Here is a 17664-nt window from a genome sequence, read left to right as displayed (position 1 = left end):
GGTGATGAGGTCGGCCAGGTCGTTCTTGTGGTCACGCAGCAACTCCCCCAAGGAGCACCATGTCCAGCACGGCCCTCCCCACCACCGAGGACCTGCGGGCCCGCGCCCGCGCCGGCCTCGCCCGCCTCGACGTCACCGTCGAGGAAGGCAGCGACTTCGCCGCCCGCAGCCCGATCACCGGCGAGGACCTCTTCGGCCTGCGGGCCGCCACCGCCGCCGACACCGAAAAGGCCATCGCGGACGCCCGTGCGGCCTTCCTGACCTGGCGTACCACCCCGGCACCGCGCCGCGGGGAACTCGTACGGCGGCTGGGGGAGTTGCTGCGTGACCACAAGAACGACCTGGCCGACCTCATCACCATCGAAGCGGGCAAGATCCGCTCCGAGGCGCTCGGCGAGGTCCAGGAAATGATCGACATCTGCGACTTCGCCGTCGGCCTGTCCCGCCAGCTCTATGGCCGCACGATCGCCTCCGAGCGCCCCGGCCACCGACTCGCCGAGACCTGGCACCCGCTCGGCGTGGTCGGCGTCATCTCCGCGTTCAACTTCCCCGCCGCGGTGTGGTCATGGAACACCGCCGTCGCCCTGGTCTGCGGTGACACCGTGGTCTGGAAGCCGTCCGAACTCACCTCGCTGATCGCGCTCGCCTGCGACCGGCTGCTCGCCCGGGCCGCCGAGGAGGTCGGCGCCCCGCGTGAGGTCCACCGGCTGCTGCTCGGCGACCGCGGCGTCGGCGAAGCGCTCGTGGACGACCCCCGCGTCGCGCTGGTCAGCGCCACCGGCTCGACCCGTATGGGACGCGAGGTCGGCCCCCGCGTCGCGGCCCGCTTCGGCCGCAGCCTGCTCGAACTCGGCGGCAACAACGCGGCCGTGGTCGCCCCCTCCGCGGACCTCGATCTCGCCGTGCAGGGCATCGTCTTCGCGGCCGCCGGCACCGCGGGGCAGCGCTGCACCACCCTGCGCCGGCTCATCGTGCACCGCGACATCGCCGACACCCTCCTCGCCCGCCTCACCGCCGCCTACCAGAAGCTCCCCATCGGCGACCCCTTCGACGAGACCACCCTCGTCGGCCCCCTCATCTCCCCCCGGGCCCTGGCGACCATGCAGGACGCCCTGACCCGGGTGCAGGCCGAGGGCGGCAAGATCCTCGCGGGCGGCAACCGGCGCCTCACCGACGAAGCGCCCCGGGCCAGTTACGTCGAACCGGTCCTCGTCCGCGTCGACGAACAGACCGAGGTCGTCCGCGAAGAGACCTTCGCGCCCCTCCTGTACGTGCTGACCTACGACACCCTCGACGAGGCCATCGCCCTGCACAACGATGTCCCGCAGGGCCTCTCGTCCAGCATCTTCACCCGTGACCAGCAGGAAGCCGAGCTCTTCCTGTCCGCGGAAGGCTCCGACTGCGGTATCGCCAACGTCAACATCGGCACCTCCGGAGCCGAGATCGGCGGCGCCTTCGGCGGGGAGAAGGAAACCGGAGGCGGCCGCGAGTCCGGCTCCGACGCCTGGCGCGCCTACATGCGGTCCGCCACCAACACCATCAACTACTCCAGCCGACTGGCCCTCGCCCAGAACGTCAGCTTCCTCTGACCGGATCCGTCACCGTACCGACAGCCCCCGCACCGGCCACGCACCGGTGCGGGGGCTGTCGGCGTCCTGGGACCTCGGCACGGAGCCGGAGCGGGCCGGCGGCACGGAGCCGGAGCGTCGCCGGGGCAGCGGCGGCGAGTGCCCGGATATCGGGCGGCGCCTGACATTTTTCGACAAACCCCGCTCTGCTCGGAGACATCCCTTGACGCCGCACTGTCCCGGTGTGATGGTGCGGCTGCCTGGGTCATGGACATGTCGCCTTTCCCGCCCGCAGTGCACCACGTCGTCGGAGCCGGCAGGACGGTGCGACGTACCCGGCCCGGCGTCCCACCAGAACCTCCGTCGGTAGCACTTCCTGCCCCCTCAAGGAGCCATGGTGATACGAAGATTCGTGGTGGCCGGCATGTCCCTGGCCGTCACCCTCGGAGCGGCCGTCCTTCCCGCAGCCGCCGCGCCCCTGGCGGACCCGCCCCCCACTCCGCCGTCCCGCACGCACGCCACCGCCGACCGGGCCGGGCACCGTCTCGCCGTACCGCCGGCACGTCCCGGTTCCGGCCGCACCGCACTGGGCGATGCCCCGGACATCGATGTGGCCAAGGTCCAGGCCCATCTCACCGAGCTGAACAACATCGCCACGCGCAACGGCGGCACCCGCAAATCCAGCGGACAGGGCTACCGGGACTCCGTCGCCTACGTCAAGGCCAAGCTCCAGGCGGCCGGTTACACCGTCACCGAGCAGCCCTGCACCTCCGGCTGCGCCTGGGGAGCCGGTCCCAACCTGATCGCCGAATGGCCGCAGGGCGACGCCACCAAGGTGTACATGTTCGGCTCCCACCTCGACAGCGTCGGCGCCGGCCCGGGCATCAACGACAACGGCTCCGGCTCGGCCGCACTGCTGGAGACGGCACTGACCCTCGCCGAGCGGCACCCCGCCATGGCGGCCCGCGTCCGGTTCGGCTGGTGGACGGACGAGGAACAGGGCCTCAACGGCTCCGACTTCTACGTCAACTCCCTCTCCTCCGCCGAGCGCGCCAAGATCAAGGCGTACTACAACTTCGACATGATCGCCTCGGCCAACGGCGGCTACTTCATCAACCACATCGGCTCCGCCGCGGCCCAGCCGATGAAGGCGTACTGGGACTCGCTGGGCCTCCAGCCGGAGGAGAACACCGAGGGCGCCGGCCGCTCCGACGACTACTCCTTCGAGCAGGCAGGAATCCCCACCTCCGGCTATGCGTTGGGCGCCGACGCGAGGAAGACCACGGCCCAGGCGGCCAAATGGGGCGGCACCGCGAACCGCGCCTATGACTCCTGCTACCACCAGTCCTGTGACACCACCGGCAACATCAACGCCACCGGACTCAACCGCAGCGTCGACGGCATTGCCGCCACCCTGTGGCAGCTCGCCGTCGGCTCCTCCACCCCGGCGAACGACTTCTCGCTGGCCACCAGCCCCACGGCGGGCAGCGTCGACCCGGGTGCGTCGGTCACCGGTAGCGTCTCCACGGCCACCACCAGCGGGTCCCCTCAGACCGTGGCCTTGTCGGCGTCCGGCGCACCTGCCGGGGTGACCGTCTCCTTCAGCCCCTCCTCGGTGACCTCCGGCGCCGGCTCCACCATGACCGTCGCCACGACCTCGGCCACCGCGCCGGGCACCTACCCCCTCACCGTCACCGGCACCGGGTCCACCACCCACACCACGACCTACACCCTGACGGTCAAGGGAGCCGGCGGCTGCACCGGCCAACAGCTCCTGGTCAACGGCGGTTTCGAGAGCGGCACCACACCCTGGACCGGCGACACCGGCGCCATCGGCGCCCACACCGGCCAGTCCGCCCACGACGGCAGCAGATTCGCCTGGCTCGGCGGTTACGGATACTCGGCCACCGACACCCTCAGCCAATCGGTGACCGTGCCCGCCGGATGCCGCAAGGCCACCCTGACCTACTGGCTGCACATCGACACCGCTGAGACCGGCTCCGTCGCCTACGACACCGTCAAGGTCAAGGTGGGCAGCACCACCCTGACGACCCTCTCCAACACCGACGCGGCCGCCGGCTACACCCAGCGCACCCTGGACCTGAGTCCCTACATCGGACAGCGGATCACCCTCACCTTCACCGCCACCGAGGACTCCACCCTCCAGAGCAGCTTCGTCCTCGACGACGCGGCCCTGCAGACCGGCTGACCCGGCGACGTACGAGACCGGAGGGGCAGGCCCGCACCGGACCTGCCCCTCCGGTGCTTCCCGCGGCGGTGGGGGCCTGGTCAGGCCGTCGTTTCGTCCGTCCGATAGCAGGCGGTGGTGTATCGATCCTGGTCGCCGGTGGGTGTCCAGCCGCCGGTGCCCTGGTCGGGGTCGGCCAGGGCGAAGCCGTTGTCGCGCAGTTCGGCGCGGAGCGAGTCGGCCGGAAAGCCGTTGCCCTCCGGGGTCTCCCCGACCGGCCAGAGGGTGACGAGCAGGGCTTCGGTGTCGCCGGTGTCGGGTTCGCGGTCGAGGCTGGCGACTTCGAGGTGCCACCGGCCATGACGGATGAAGGCCTGCGCGCGGTAGACGGCTCGCGCGGCCGGCGTGTTCTGGTCGGTCTCGGTCATGCGGGGTGGGCTCCTGTCGTGGCGCGGGGAGTGCGGCGGGGAGGGCGGCGCATACGGAGAGTCTGCCCGGTGACGCCTCGCAGCGTACGGTGCCCTTGCTCCGCCCGTGCGGAGCTTCCGCCGCGGGACGACGGTCCGGCCCCGGCCCCCGCCGCGGCCCGCCCCGTGCGCCTGCTGCCGCGCACCGAGACCATCCGCCCGGACCCTCACGTGTCCTCGGCGCCGGGCTCCGTCCAGCGGGCGGGCAGGGCGGTGGCGGGGGTGGTGTGTTCCGGCAGGCCGGCGAGGGCTTCGACGCGGGCCGGGCGGTAGGGGTCGGGGCCGCTCCACTCCAGCAGCAGGACCGTGGCGTCGTCGTCGAGCCGCCCGTCGTGGTAGGAGAGGTGACGCCGCATCAGGCGACGCAGCGTCTCGGGCACCGGCAGTCCGTCGGCATGGTGCTGGATGAGGAAGTCGGTGAAGCTGGGCAGGCCGAACTCCCGGCCTTCGCTGTTGCGGGCCTCGGTGATGCCGTCGCTGTAGAGCAGCAGGCGGTCACCGGGCTCCAGCTGATCCCGGCAGAGGGAGGGCGGCAGGCCCAGGCCGGTGCCCATGGGAGGCGCGGGTGAGCAGGGCAGGCTGAGGGCGGTGCGTCCGTTGCGGATGATGACCGGTGGGGGGTGTCCGAGGCTGGTCCAGATGAGGACTCCGGTCTCGGTGTTCAGCTCGGCCAGGACGCCCGTGGCGAAGCGGTGGGTGTCGAACTGCTCCGCGAGGATGCGTTCCACGGCTTCGGCGGTCGGCAGGATCCCGGAGCCCTGCCGGCGGTGGTTGCGGCTGGCGGCGAGCGCGAGGTTCGCGGTCAGCCCGGCGGCGGTGTCATGGCCCATGGCGTCGAAGAGCGCGAGGTGCACGATGTCATGGGCGACGGCGTAGTCGAAGACATCGCCACTGACCTCGTAGGCGGGCTCCATCACCGCACTGATCAGTACCCGGCCGGTGGCGAAGGTCCTCGGTGGCATCACGCGCCACTCCATCTCCGCGGCGACATTCATCCGCCGGCGCCGTACGAGCCGTGCGTACGTATCGCTCGTCCCACGCTTGCTGACCACCATCAATGCCAGCAGCCCGGCAAGATTGCGCAGGTCCTGGGCCGATTGCGCGTCCCATTCCGTATCGGGGGCCGCGGCGGCCCGCAGCACTCCCAGACGCTCGGTGCCGTCGAGCAACGGCACCCACCACAGCCCGCCTTCGGAGGCGGCGCCCGCGACGATGCTCCCCGTCTGGAAGGCCCGCCCCGCGAGCGTGCCCTCGATCCGCAGCTCATCGGGGACGGTCTCCGCCCCGCCGCCGGCCCCGGACTCCTGGCCCGCGAGCAGGCACAGCACATCCTGCTGGAGATCGGCCAGGTAGATCAGCACCTCCTGCCAGCCGACCCGGGCCGCATGCTTGGCCACCATGTCCGGGACCTGCTCCAGTGTGACCACATGGCTGGCAGCAATCAGATCACCCAGCATCCGTCCGCGGGCCGCTGGACCGCTCATTCAGGCACCTTTCCTCGGGCGCCGACTCGCCGAGCCGTGCGTCCTGTGGGCTGTCCCTTCGTCGCACCGCCGGTCGCCGGCTGACGCTGTGACGGTGCGTGTGCTGTCGATGGTGACACCGAGACGGAGTTCGACCGGAGCGACACCGCGGGGAGGCACGAGAGCGACACCTCGCAGCGGCAGATTCTTGACGCGTGCCGACCGTCGGGCCGCGTGCGGCCTCCAGGTGTACTCGGTGGTCATGACTTTGGTGACAGTCGGCTGATCGGGGGTTGGCCTGCGAGCGCGGTGTGTCGGCGTCGAGTGTTGTAGAAGGTCAGCCACGGTGCCAGCGGGTGGGCGCGTTCGCTGTTGCTGGTGAAGACGTGGTCACCAGGCGAACGGCTTCCCCGTGATCCACACCCGATTGCTTGGCCACGATTTCGACAAGGTGGGCCGCGACACCTTGCACACCGCCGTCGGCTCCACTTCAACTCCATGGGGCAACAGCGCGGGCGGAGCCGCCGCTCGCGAGCGGGTCCTGTTGAGCCTTCCAGGGCTGAAGACGACAGGTCGGGCCCCTTCAATCCCGCGTCAGCGCGACGTTGCGAACCCTTCAGGGCGCTATCGCGGTCCCACCGACCTGAGTTGTCGGCCGATCCCTGGGCCGTGCAGGGCTTCGCCGTTTACGGCATACCTGCGGCCCACCCCCAATACTCACGCGTCACATCGTTTGCGGCAGCGGCAGACTCTGCGGGGTATGGGTGTGCGGGCCGTGGAGGTGTTTGCTGAGCCGGACGAACGAGGCCGAACAATGCGCCCACGGCTGCTGCCAGGTCGGCAGCGCAGCGCACCGACGTTTCATCCGGCACAGCGATCCTGCGCAGGGCACCGGCGAACGCGTCTTCCACCAGCGCCAGTCGGCGCATGAGTTGGCTTGCCCCGAAGGCCCCGTCGCCGGCCTGAGCGGCCAGACTGACGAGAACCTCGCGGGCTTTGCTCTGCACGTGCGCCAGAACTTCCCAGCCTCCTGCCCCTTCGGCCCGGGCTGGGCCGAGGGTGGCTGGAAGCCGGTCGCCGAGCGTCGCGTGCCATGCCGCCAACGTACCCCTCAACTCCGCATGCAGACCATCCAGCAAGATCACCACTGCGGTTGCTCCTGCAGCCTCGTCAGCGGCAAAGCTGTCCTCTGTGTGCTCGTTGTCAATGGGGCCATCGGCAAGAAACATCCGAACGGGACAGATGCTCCGGATCGCCGCCCAGGCGGCCGTATGACAGGCGTAATCGGTAGGCACAGGCGTTGTCACCGTCCCTTCTCATCGCGGCCCACAGCACTCGGCGAAAACAAGACCATTTGCGGCATGGGTGCAGATGCATTTCTTGATCTCACGAAGGCCTGTCGATCTATGGTTGGCAGGCCCTACGACGATGGGACATCTCCCTGGTTGCCCTACGCGATGAGGGGACAGGGAAATCTCGTGTGCGGGCTGCGAGTCTTTAATGAGCATGAGATTTTGTCGCGGGGCACGGGACGGTCCGTGAGGCGAACGCGGGCCCGGGTTTGCCACCCGGAGTCTCGTGGGTGTGTTTCCCATTCGTCGGTGAGGGCATCGACGATGGTCATCCCCCTGCCATGCTCCAAGGCGTCGGCGGCGATGTAGCGGGTCTGAGGTTCAATGCGAGTTCCGCAGTCCGAAACCTCGATATCAAGAGCACTCTCGTGGAGGACGAAAAGGACGGCGAGTTCACCTCGCCCATATTGGGTTGCGTTGGCAGCGAGTTCACCGACGACGAGGAGGGCGGAGTCCAGGTCATCGGACGCTATGTGCCACCGGTCGAGAGTTGATTTGGTGAAGTGCCTTACAGTGCCTGCTTTTTGGGCTTGACCTGGTACGGCGATGGCAGCGCAGGGTGTGGATCTGCTTTGGGGCTGGACGTGGCGCGGTGGGGACTCGACGCAGGGGCCGCGAATCTCTGCAGTGGCTGGCGTAGGTGACATGGTGCGGGATTCCTTTGTGAGTCGGCGTGCGTATCAGGCGGCCAGTTCGCGGCCGCGGGTCTCAGGTGCGATGAGCATCATCACGATGGCCAGAGCCGCGGACACGATCGCGGTGCCCAGGCCGAGCCGGAACCCGGCGGTGTCGATGGCCAGCACGCCCACCGCGTACGGGGCGATTGCGCCGCCTACCCGGCCACCGTTGTAGATGACGCCCATGGCAAGTCCGCGGGAGGGTGCGCGGTGCATCATCTCCGCTGCCCAGGGCCCTACCCCGGCGAAGACTCCGGAGATGCCAACACCTGCGAGGAACGTCGCGGCCAGTACCACGCCTGGAAGTCGGACGGTGAGGAGCAGTCCGATGGCACACGCGCCGACCAGTAGGTAGCCGACGAAGGTCGGGCGACGGCCGACGCCGTCCACGAGCGCGGCGAATGCGGTGAAGCCGACGATCGCACCGAACTGCAACGCCACCAGATAGGTGAGGCTCTTGGCGAAGGCCATGTGGTCGACCTCCACCAGGAACGTCGGCAGGAAGGTGTTGACCGAGTAGAACAGGTACTGAATGAAGAACACGAAGGTCAGTGCGGTCAGCAGAGGCCGGCGGATGCCGGGGGTGGCAAGCGAGCGGATGCTGCTGCGGGTGCGCGGCCCGGTGTCCCGGGCGAGCCACAAGGGGGACTCGGGTGTGGCGAGGCGGACGTAGACGGCGAACAGCAGGGGCAGGGCGCCGAGCAGGTACAGCATGCGCCAACGGCCTTCTTCCAGGCCGCCGTGTCCGGACGCGACGACTGCGGTGGCGCCCAGCGCGAGCAGGTTGCCCAGCGGCATTCCGCTCTGCATCAGGGCGCCTCCCTTGCCGCGGTGAGCGGTCGGCCAGGTCTCCGCGACCAGTGCGGCGCCGGCGGTCCAGCAGGCGCCCATGCCGAGACCGGCCAGGAACCGAAGGATCTCCACCGAGGTCAGCGATCCCGCTGCCGCGGTGATCCCTGTGCACACCGCATACCAGCCGATCGCGTAGCTGAGCGTGCGGACCCGTCCGATCCGGTCGGCAGCCCCGCCGCCGATGATGCCGCCGATGATCATTCCGATCGCTTGAATCGTCGCGACTATGCCGATCTCTGCCTTGCTGACGTGGAAGTCGGACAGGAAGGCGGGAATTGTCAGGGCGAGCAGGGCGACATCGAAGACCTCGAATGTCCAGCCCATGGCGGCTGCCAGAAGTGCCCGCCAGCCGGTGGGACCGATCTGGTGGCGCCATGAGGTGGCGGAACCTGCTGATCGCGATCTGGCCGGTTCAACCTCGGATTCATGGATCTCTCTGGACATTGGCCCTCCGGGTTTATGTTGTTCCTCTGAGAGGAACGAATTGGCATCGCTTATTTCTGGTTTAGCACCGACGAGATCCCAGTTCAATACTTGACGAACACGTGATTCCGGTCGTTACATAAATCCAGACGACATGAAGAGGTGCCGCACAATGAATGAAAATGTTCCGCTAGGAGGAACAGCTGTGGAGGGTGGTACCACGGTCGCCGACCGGGTCTGCGACGTCCTGCTGCTGTTCACGCAGGGATCCACCGAGCTCGGCGTCAGTGAGATCGCCCGCAGGTTGGAGGTGCCCAAGTCGGTCGTGCACCGCATCCTGCGGTCGCTTTCGTCACGGGAGTTGATCCGCCATACCCGCGACGGCCGTAGCTACCAGCTCGGACCGGCCGCGGCTCTGCTCGGTGCGCGTGCCTGGGCCGCGCTCGATGTGCACGCGGCGGCGAGGCCGGTGCTGCGGCGGCTGCGCGATGAGACCGGAGAGACCACGACGCTCTCCCAGCTGGTCGGCGCCGAGCGGACGTACGTCGAGCAGTTCGAAAGCCGGCGCGAAGTGAAGATGACCGTCGCGCTCGGCGTCCGGCACTCCCTGCACGCCGGTGCCAGCGGAAAGGTGATGCTGGCTCATTTGGACCCGGCCGAGCAGGAGCGCATCCTTGCCGTCCCGCTGCGCTCCCTTACTCCGACCACGGTGACCGACGCGGATCTGCTGCGCACGGAGCTGGCCGAGATCGCCCGCCGGGGGTCTGCCATCTCCCTGGGAGAGCGGCTGCCGGAGGCCGGAGCGATCGCAGCCCCGATCCTGCTGCCGACCGGCGAGGTGTTCGGCGCGATCAGCCTCTGCGGGCCACTGGGCCGGTTCGACCCCGACACCGTCCGCCGATACGAGCCCATGGTTCGCGCGTCCGCCACGGAGATCTGCCGTGCCATCGCCGAACCGCACACCATCCGGGACCAGGAGCGGTAACCAATGGCAGCCACACCACAGGCACTGGCAGGACTGAAGGTCATAGACGCGGCCACACTGTTCGCCGGCCCGTTCGCCGCGACCATGCTCGGCGACTACGGCGCCGAAGTGATCAAAATCGAGCACCCGAGAGGTGACCCGGCCCGGGGCCACGGGCCGAGCAAGGACGGCGTACCTCTGTGGTGGAAGAGCCTGGCGCGCAACAAGAAAGCGGTCACACTGAACCTTGGCCTCTCCGAGGGGCAGCAGCTGTTCCGGCAGCTCGCGGCCGAGGCCGATGTGGTGATCGAAAACTTCCGCCCCGGCACGCTGGAACGCTGGGGACTCGGCTACGACGTGCTCTGTGCCGACAACCCAGGCCTGGTCCTGGCCAGGGTCACCGGATTCGGCCAGCGAGGCCCGTACGCCGGGCGGCCCGGGTTCGGAACCCTCGCGGAGGCGATGAGCGGGTTCGCTGCGATGACGGGCGAACCGGACGGCCCGCCCACCCTGCCCCCCTTCGGCCTTGCCGACGGAGTGTCCGCACTGACCTGCGCGTTCGCCGTCATGACCGCGCTACGGGCACGCGAACGCACCGGCCGCGGTCAAGTCGTCGACCTCGCGATCATCGAGCCGTTGCTGTCGATCCTCGGACCTCAGCCGATCGCCTACGACCAGCTCGGCGTCGTCCCGCCCCGCACCGGAAACCGCTCGACGAACAACGCACCGCGCAACGTCTACCGCAGCCGCGACGGACGCTGGCTCGCGGTCTCCACCAGTGCGCAGAACATTGCCGAACGGGTGCTGAAACTGGTGGGCCGCCCGGAGTTCATCACCGAACCGTGGTTCGCCTCCGGCGCGGGGCGCGCCGAGCACGCCGATGAGCTGGATGCCGCGGTCAGCGCGTGGATCGCGCGGCACACCAGCGAGGAGGTCATCGCCGAGTTCGAAGCCGCGAACGCCGCGATCGCGCCGATCTACGACGTCAGCGACGTCCTCGCCGATCCACAGTATGCCGCGCTGGACACCATCACGACTGTGCCCGACCCCGACCTCGGTCCGCTGCGGATGCAAAACGTGCTCTTCCGCCTCTTCGACACACCGGGCGCCATCCGCTGGACGGGCCCCGCTCTCGGCGCGCACAACGCTGAGGTCTACCAAGGGCTCGGCCTCGAAGCCGAGGCGCTGGAGCGGTTGCAGCAGCAGGGGGTGGTCTGATGCCCGGGCCGCTGCGTAGCTACCTGTACGTTCCGGCACATCAGCCGCACCGCATCGACAAGGCTTACGCCAGCTGCGCGGACGCGGTCGTACTCGATCTGGAGGATGCGGTACCGCCCCCTGCGAAGGACGCCGCACGCGAAGGCGCGGCGACGGTGGTGGCGAGTAGGCCGCGGAAGCCGACCTTCGTCCGGGTCAACGGACTGGCGACCGGGCGGACCGACGGGGACATCGCGGCGGTGGCCGGCCCGGGACTTGCCGGGATCCGGCTGCCCAAGGCGGAGCATGCCGAAGAGGTACGGAGAGTCGCCGGATGGCTGTCCGAAGCCGACTGCCCTGCTCCGGTGCACCTCTTGCTGGAATCGGCGCTCGGTGTCGAGAACGCCTTCGCGCTGGCCCGGGCCTGCGACATAACGGGCGGGATCTCGCTCGGGGAGACCGACCTGGCCGCGGACCTGGGTGCAGTGCACGAGGTGACGCTGGACGTTGCACGTGCCCGTTGTGTCATCGCAGCCCGTGCCGCTGGCCTGCCCGGTCCGGTGCAGTCGGTCTTCACGGCCGTCGACGACCTCAACGGACTGCGTACGTCCTGTCTGCGCGGCAAACGCCAGGGCTTCTTCGGCCGCTCCGCGGTGCATCCAAAACAGCTCGACCTGATCAACGACATCTACTCCCCGACCGAACGCGAGATCGCCGAGGCGGCGGCACTTGTGGACGTACTGGGCGCCGCACTGGAGGACGGCCGCGGGGCCGCCCTCACCACAGACGGCCGGTTCGTCGACGCTGCCACCGTCCGCTCCGCCCACCAGATCCTGGCACTGGCCGGCCATTCCCGGAAGGAAATTTCGTGAGCTCCATGCTGCTCGACGCGCTGCGGCGCGGCATCACCCTCCACGACCTGGCACAGCCTCTGGAAACCGGCATGCCCTGCTCATCGAACCATCCCGGCTTCCGGCTCGCACTACAGCGCCGGCACGGCGACATGGTCCGACCGGACGGCAGCTCGGCCGCCAACGAGGTCATCGTGACCGGTGGGCACGTCGGGACCCACATCGACGCCCTCTGCCACGCCTCCTTCGCCGGCAAGCTGTTCGGCGGGCACGACGCAGCGCAAGCCCAGCAGGGCGGTCGATTTTCCGTACACGGGGCGGAAACCATCACGCCGTTCCTGTGCCGCGGCGTCCTTCTGGACGTCGCCGCCGTACACGAGGTCGACACGCTGCCCGGCGGATATCCGATCACCGCAACCGACCTGGAACAGGCCGCCGAACGATCGGGCGTGCGCCCGGGGCCCGGCGAAGTGGCGCTGGTGCGTACCGGCTGGGCACGTAACTGGACCGACCCAGAGGCCTACCTCGGCGCCGACAGCGGCGTGCCCGGTGTCATCGAGGAGGCCGCGGGATGGCTGGCCGACCACGCGATCCGCGCCGCCGGTGCTGACACCACCGCGTTCGAGCACATACCCGCCGGAGCGGGTCACCGGGTCCTGCCGGTACACCGGCTGCTGCTGGTCGAACGCGGCATCCACATCATCGAGCACCTGAACCTCGAGGCACTGGCGGCGGCCGGCGTGGCCGAGTTCCTGTTTGTCCTGTCACCACTGAAGATCGTCGGTGGCACCGGATCGCCGGTCCGGCCGTTGGCCGTCGTGGAAGGAGACGCGGCATGACCGGCACCATCGAACAGTTCGCGGACTTCGCAGCCGCCGTCACCGACTCCGGAGTGCCGGCCGGTCTGCGACGACGTGCCGCCCACCGAGTCCTGGACGTGCTCGGCAACGCGCTTGCCGCCAGCACTCTCCCAATCAGCCGGACGATCACGGCCGTGGTGGACTCCTGGGGCGGCCACCCGGCAGCGACGGCCGTCGGCGGCGGGCGCTATCCAGCACCGAGCGCCGCACTCGTCAACGGAACCCTCGCGCACGCCCTGGATTTCGACGACACCCATCTGCCCTCGGTACTGCACCCCAGCGCCTCGATCGTGCCCGCCGCCCTGGCCGCCGCCGAGGTCGTCGGAGCGAGCGGCACCGCACTGCTGGACGCCGCCACGGTCGGCACCGAGCTGTGCGTGCGACTGGGGATGGCCGGCTACGACGAAGACCTGCGTAACTCGATCTTCTTCGAACGCGGACAGCACGCCACCGCCATCTGCGGCGCCGTGGGTGCGGCGGTGGCCGCTGCCATGCTCCACCAGATGGACTCGGCCGGTATCAGCTCGGCAGCGGGGATCGCGGCCAGCATGGGTTCCGGACTGCTGGAGGCCAACCGCACCGGCGGCACCGTCAAGCAGATCCACACCGGTTGGGCGGCGCACGCCGGACTGGTCGCGGCGGACATGGCACGAGCCGGCATCACCGGGCCACCCACCGTGCTGGAAGGCAGGTTCGGCTTCTTCCAGGCATGGTGCGGCAACGACGCCCACCCCGAGCACGTGGTGAAGGGCCTGGGGGAAACCTGGGATTCACGAGAGATCCACATCAAACCGTACCCGTGCAACCACTTCACACACGCAGGCATCGACGCCGCCCTCCAGCTACGCGCCAGCGGCGTGCAACCACAGGACATCGCCGAACTCGAACTGGGCGCTCCCACGGCGGTGTTGCGCACCATCGCCCAGCCCATCGAGGCCAAGGCGGCCCCTTCGACCGGCTACGCGGCAGCGTTTTCCGGCCCGTACACCATCGCTGCCGCCCTCACGGGCGGCGACGGGCTCGGCGTGTGGCTGTCGGACTTCACCGACCAGGCAGCCCACGACCCGCAACGGCGCAACCTGGCGGCCACGGTCCGGTGTGTCGCCGACCCATGGTGCGACGAGCTGTTCCCGCGGCACTTCCCTGCCGTCCTGCGGGCACGCACCCGAGACGGGCAGCGGCATGAAATCCGCATAAAGACCAACCGCGGCGGGCCGGACCGGCCGCTGTCCGCCGAGGAACTGGGTACCAAGTTCCGGCTGGAAGCCCAGCTGGCACTGCCTCACGACGCCATCGAGGCACTGCGCGACGCCGTCCTCACCCTGGACTCCACCGGCTCGGTCAAGGAGGTCATGGCACTGATCGGCCGCAGCGACGGATCGGCCGGCTGACAACGGCACCAGCCGCACACCTCGACCGGAACAGTTCGGCAGCGGGACAACCTTCGTTCTTTGGCTGCACCGCGCTTGAGAGTTGAACACGATCCCTTCGAGCACCTGGCAGTGATCCCGCCATCGGCCACGAGCCCGGCCGGCAGGCGGCAGCAACGGCTCGATCACCCCCCAAGCGCCGTCCAGACGTAGGGACATACCGTCCGCAGCGCCGGGTAGGGGACCGACCGACGGGGGCTCGGCAAGAGGTTGGGAGCCAGAGCATGACGAGCACCAGCACGTTGACGGCAGGAAGGAACTCGAAGACCACGGCGAAGCGGTGTGCCGGACCGGCCCCGAGTGCGCTGCCGAAGATCCAGGCCCCGCAGCGCGTCGCCCCCGCCGACGCACGGGAGTTGTCCAAGCAGTTCCTGCTGAGGCTGGACGAGCTCGACGAAGGCACGAGCGAGTACCAGTACGTACGCAACACGCTGATCGAGATGAACCTCTCCCTGGTGCGCTACGTCGCGCGCCGCTTCTCCAGCCGCAGGGAATCCATGGAGGACGTCCTGCAGGTCGGCACGATCGGTCTGATCAAGGCGATCGACCGTTATGACTCCTCCCGCGACGTGGAGTTCACCACGCTGGCCGTCCCGTACATCCAGGGCGAGATCAAGCGGTTCTTCCGCGATACGACCTGGTCGGTGCGCGTGCCCCGGCGGCTGCAGGAGCTCCGTATCGACCTGGCCCGCGCCCGGGAGGAGCTGGAGTGCGAGGGCATCCACGAACCGTCCGCCGCCGACCTCGCCGCCCACCTCGATCTGGTGGAGGAGGAGGTGGCAGAGGGACTCGTGGCCTCCAACGGCTATGACAGCGACTCCATCGACCGGCCCATCCAGGCCGGCGGCGGAAAGCAGCAGACCGGACTGGTCGCCGACCTCATCGGCAGCGAGGACCCCGCCCTCGCGCTGGCCGAAGACATCCAGGCCCTCAAGCCGCACCTGGCCGATCTGGACGACCGTGACCGCACCCTCCTCCAGCTGCGCTTCGGGGCGGAAATGACGCAGGCGGAGATCGGCGAGGAACTCGGCCTCTCCCAGATGCACGTCTCCCGCCTCCTGACCCGCGCCTGCACCACGCTCCGCAAGCGACTCCTGGCCGAGGGCTGAGGCGATCCCGCTACGGGCCGTCGGCGCGGGCACGACAGGCGTTCCGTCCGGCCGGGCCGTGTCGAGCACGATGTACGGCCCAACTGACCGGCCCGGGCCCCTCTTGCACGCACCCTCGCGCCTCATTCGGCAGCACCCACCGGAGGAACGCCACACCGGTTGCCGCGTCCCGGCGGCCGCACCGGCCCGGTCGAGGCCGCCGGGGCGGAGCCGGCCGGCTTCCGCAGGAGCAGCATCGCGGCGTCGTCATGCAGCTCGCCGCCCACGTGCGCGAGCAGATCTTCATGGAGCGCGGCGAGGGTGCGGGACGGCTCCTCCGACAGGTGCTCGGCCAGCCGCTCTCCGAGCGGGTAGAACGCCCGCTCGTGGTCGCGGGCCTCGGTGACCCCGTCGGTGTAGAAGAGCATCTGGTGCCCGTCCGCCAGCGTCACGTGCTGGAGGCCCGGGGACTCGCCCGAGAGGGACCGCAGTCCGAGCGGCGGGGCCGGATGGACGGGCTCGACCGGCAGGATGCCGGAATCATGGACCAGCAGCGGAGCGGCATGCCCGCAGTTGACCAGCTCCATGCGGCCGTCCTCGGGATACCCGGCGAGCACTGCCGTGACGAAGTCGTCCGGACCGAGATTGCGCGCCAGGCTCCGCTCGATCCTGTGCACCACATCGAGGAGATCCGGCTCGTCATAGGCCGCCTCCCGGAACACCCCCAGCACCAGGGCGGCGACCCCCACCGCCGGCAGCCCCTTGCCGCGCACATCACCCACGATGAGCCGCACCCCGTACGGCGTGGACACCAGCGCATAGAGGTCGCCGCCGCTCCGCGCCTCGGCAGCGGCGGCGCTGTAATGGACCGCCGTCTGGAACGGCCCGACGGTCGACGGCACCGGCTTGAGGAAGGCGTGCTGGGCGGCTTCGGCCACCGAACGGACGGCGGCCAGCACCCGTTCCCGGCGCCGGCGCAGGGCGCTGGCCAGCGCGCTGGCCAGCGTCACGGCGGTCAGCGTGGACAGCACGATCGCCTGCTCGGTCCCCGGCGCACCGCCGTGCACGCCGAGCACCGCGCCCAGCGCCACCGTCAGGGCACCGATGCGCAGCACTCCCCACGGTCCGCTGGTCGCGGCGGCCAGCGCGGGGCCGACGGCGAGCAGCGGCAGCCAGCTCATACCGGTGCCACCGGCGAGGGCGAGGAACGCGACGACGGCGATGATCAGAACCGGCGCGCCGTGTGTGTAGTGCCGGCGGACGCCTGTGGTTCCGGACGGTTGGTCCGCGGAGCGGGCCACCGGCGCCCACAGCGCGGAGAGCGGGGTGGTGAGCTGCCATCGCGGCCTGGGGTCGTGGTGGTGGATTCGGGCCTGGTACATGTCCTCGTCCGCAGCTCGCTTCCCTGCTCATGGCACTTACGTACCTAAATGTCCGTTTCCTCAAGGAAACGGGCACCGCGCGGCGGGCGCAAGGACCTGGATTTCAGATAGTGAGCGACAAACCCCTGGTCACGCGGCTCGCTGTCGGAAGCAGCCGGTCCCGGACCTCGTTGAGACGGGAGATCCGGTCCGCGCGGAGCGAGACGCCGAGTGAGCCGAGGATCTGCCCGCTGTGCACCGGCACCGCGACACAGAACGTGCCGAGGGCGTACTCCTCCATGTCCGTGACCACCGCCGGCGCGGGCGCCATGTCGAGCCTCCGGAGCAGTTCGGCGCGGCCGGTGATGGTGCGTGGCGTGAGGTCGGCCAGCGGGTGCCGGGACAGATAGTCGTCGCGGGCCTCGGCGTCCAGTTCGCGCAGGACGCACTTGCCCAGCGCCGTGGCATGCCCGGCGTCCTCGAAGCCCACCCAGATGTCGACCCGCGGCGCCCGGGGGCCGTCGACGATCTCGGCGACCCGGATCTCGCCGTCCTCGTAGAAGGTCAGATAGGCGGCGGCCGACAGATCGTCGCGCAGGGCCGCGAGCGCCGGCCGGACCCGGTTGAGCAGGGCCTGCGCGCGGCCGCCGGACTGCAGTGTGTCCAGCCTGTCGCCGAGGACGTACCCGCCGTCCTCCAGCTTCCGGATGTACCCGTCGTGAGTGAGCGTACGCAGCAGGTGATAGGCGGTGGCCAGCGGCAACTCCGTCTCCCGTGCCAGCTGCTTCGCCGGGGCGCCGCCCTCGTGCGCACCTACGGCCTCCATCAACCGGAAGGCTCGCTGGACGGAAGTGATGAGCGTCGGGCCTTCCGCGGTGCCCATACGTTCAGCCTGCTCCCGGCGCCCCGCTCAGGCAAGGGTG

Annotated in this window: 15 protein-coding genes; 8 read left to right on the top strand and 7 right to left on the bottom strand. The window is 69.6% G+C overall.

The features are described from left to right. The first annotated feature begins 59 nt into the window (after positions 1-59). Together amaB and EST54_RS09330 are read left to right on the top strand one after the other, a co-directional pair. On the top strand, positions 60-1589 hold the full coding sequence (amaB, locus tag EST54_RS09335; RefSeq protein ID WP_129246947.1) for an L-piperidine-6-carboxylate dehydrogenase: 1530 nt from the start codon (positions 60-62) through the stop codon (positions 1587-1589). A gap of 373 nt (positions 1590-1962) precedes the next feature. Continuing rightward, on the top strand, positions 1963-3777 hold the full coding sequence (locus EST54_RS09330) for a M28 family peptidase (protein ID WP_129246945.1): 1815 nt from the start codon (positions 1963-1965) through the stop codon (positions 3775-3777). 80 nt (positions 3778-3857) lie between these two features. Here EST54_RS09330 and EST54_RS09325 read toward each other — a convergent pair whose 3' ends face one another. The 5 genes from EST54_RS09325 to EST54_RS09300 form a co-directional block, all read right to left on the bottom strand. Further along, a complete protein-coding gene (locus EST54_RS09325) occupies positions 3858-4184 on the bottom strand; it encodes a hypothetical protein (protein WP_129246943.1) in 327 nt (108 codons plus the stop codon). Between the two features lie 206 nt (positions 4185-4390). Beyond that, positions 4391-5680 carry a PP2C family protein-serine/threonine phosphatase gene (locus tag EST54_RS09320; RefSeq protein WP_129246960.1) on the bottom strand — a complete coding sequence of 430 codons (1290 nt, stop codon included), beginning with the start codon at positions 5678-5680 and terminating at the stop codon, positions 4391-4393. A gap of 692 nt (positions 5681-6372) precedes the next feature. After that, complete coding sequence (locus tag EST54_RS09310; RefSeq protein ID WP_129246941.1) at positions 6373-6915, bottom strand: hypothetical protein; 543 nt, start codon at positions 6913-6915, stop codon at positions 6373-6375. A gap of 221 nt (positions 6916-7136) precedes the next feature. Further along, positions 7137-7685, bottom strand: a complete 549-nt coding sequence (locus EST54_RS36135) for an ATP-binding protein (protein ID WP_129246939.1) — start codon at positions 7683-7685, stop codon at positions 7137-7139. A gap of 33 nt (positions 7686-7718) precedes the next feature. After that, on the bottom strand, positions 7719-8891 hold the full coding sequence (locus tag EST54_RS09300) for an MFS transporter (RefSeq protein WP_161989270.1): 1173 nt from the start codon (positions 8889-8891) through the stop codon (positions 7719-7721). 304 nt (positions 8892-9195) lie between these two features. Here EST54_RS09300 and EST54_RS09295 point away from each other — a divergent pair, with 304 nt between their 5' ends. The 6 genes from EST54_RS09295 (at position 9196) to EST54_RS09270 (ending at position 15401) form a co-directional block, all read left to right on the top strand. Next, positions 9196-9975: an IclR family transcriptional regulator gene (locus tag EST54_RS09295; protein ID WP_203525327.1), complete on the top strand. Its 780-nt coding sequence runs from the start codon at positions 9196-9198 to the stop codon at positions 9973-9975. Positions 9976-9978: 3 nt separating this feature from the next. Continuing rightward, positions 9979-11172, top strand: coding sequence for a CaiB/BaiF CoA transferase family protein (locus tag EST54_RS09290; protein ID WP_129246933.1), 1194 nt, complete (start codon positions 9979-9981; stop codon positions 11170-11172). Further along, entirely contained in the window at positions 11172-12023 is an 852-nt protein-coding gene (locus tag EST54_RS09285; RefSeq protein WP_129246931.1) for an HpcH/HpaI aldolase/citrate lyase family protein, read from the top strand. Before EST54_RS09290 ends, EST54_RS09285 begins: the two co-directional genes overlap by 1 nt. Positions 12024-12028: 5 nt before the next feature. After that, positions 12029-12841: a cyclase family protein gene (locus EST54_RS09280; RefSeq protein ID WP_129246957.1), complete on the top strand. Its 813-nt coding sequence runs from the start codon at positions 12029-12031 to the stop codon at positions 12839-12841. Beyond that, positions 12838-14253: an MmgE/PrpD family protein gene (locus EST54_RS09275; RefSeq protein WP_174857419.1), complete on the top strand. Its 1416-nt coding sequence runs from the start codon at positions 12838-12840 to the stop codon at positions 14251-14253. The genes EST54_RS09280 and EST54_RS09275 overlap by 4 nt, the downstream gene beginning before the upstream one ends. Before the next feature lie 263 nt (positions 14254-14516). Further along, positions 14517-15401, top strand: a complete 885-nt coding sequence (locus EST54_RS09270; protein WP_129246929.1) for a SigB/SigF/SigG family RNA polymerase sigma factor — start codon at positions 14517-14519, stop codon at positions 15399-15401. Positions 15402-15523: 122 nt separating this feature from the next. Here the strand turns inward: EST54_RS09270 and EST54_RS09265 are convergent, their stop codons facing one another. Beyond that, complete coding sequence (locus EST54_RS09265) at positions 15524-16762, bottom strand: PP2C family protein-serine/threonine phosphatase (protein WP_129246927.1); 1239 nt, start codon at positions 16760-16762, stop codon at positions 15524-15526. Between the two features lie 103 nt (positions 16763-16865). Beyond that, a complete protein-coding gene (locus tag EST54_RS09260; protein WP_129246925.1) occupies positions 16866-17624 on the bottom strand; it encodes an IclR family transcriptional regulator in 759 nt (252 codons plus the stop codon). Positions 17625-17664: the final 40 nt, after the last annotated feature.

Origin of the sequence: Streptomyces sioyaensis, assembly GCF_004122735.1 — a bacterium.
Taxonomy (GTDB): domain Bacteria; phylum Actinomycetota; class Actinomycetes; order Streptomycetales; family Streptomycetaceae; genus Streptomyces; species Streptomyces sioyaensis.
The sequence above is the reverse complement of the archived record's forward strand: the minus strand, read 5'-3'. Positions and strand labels throughout refer to the sequence as shown.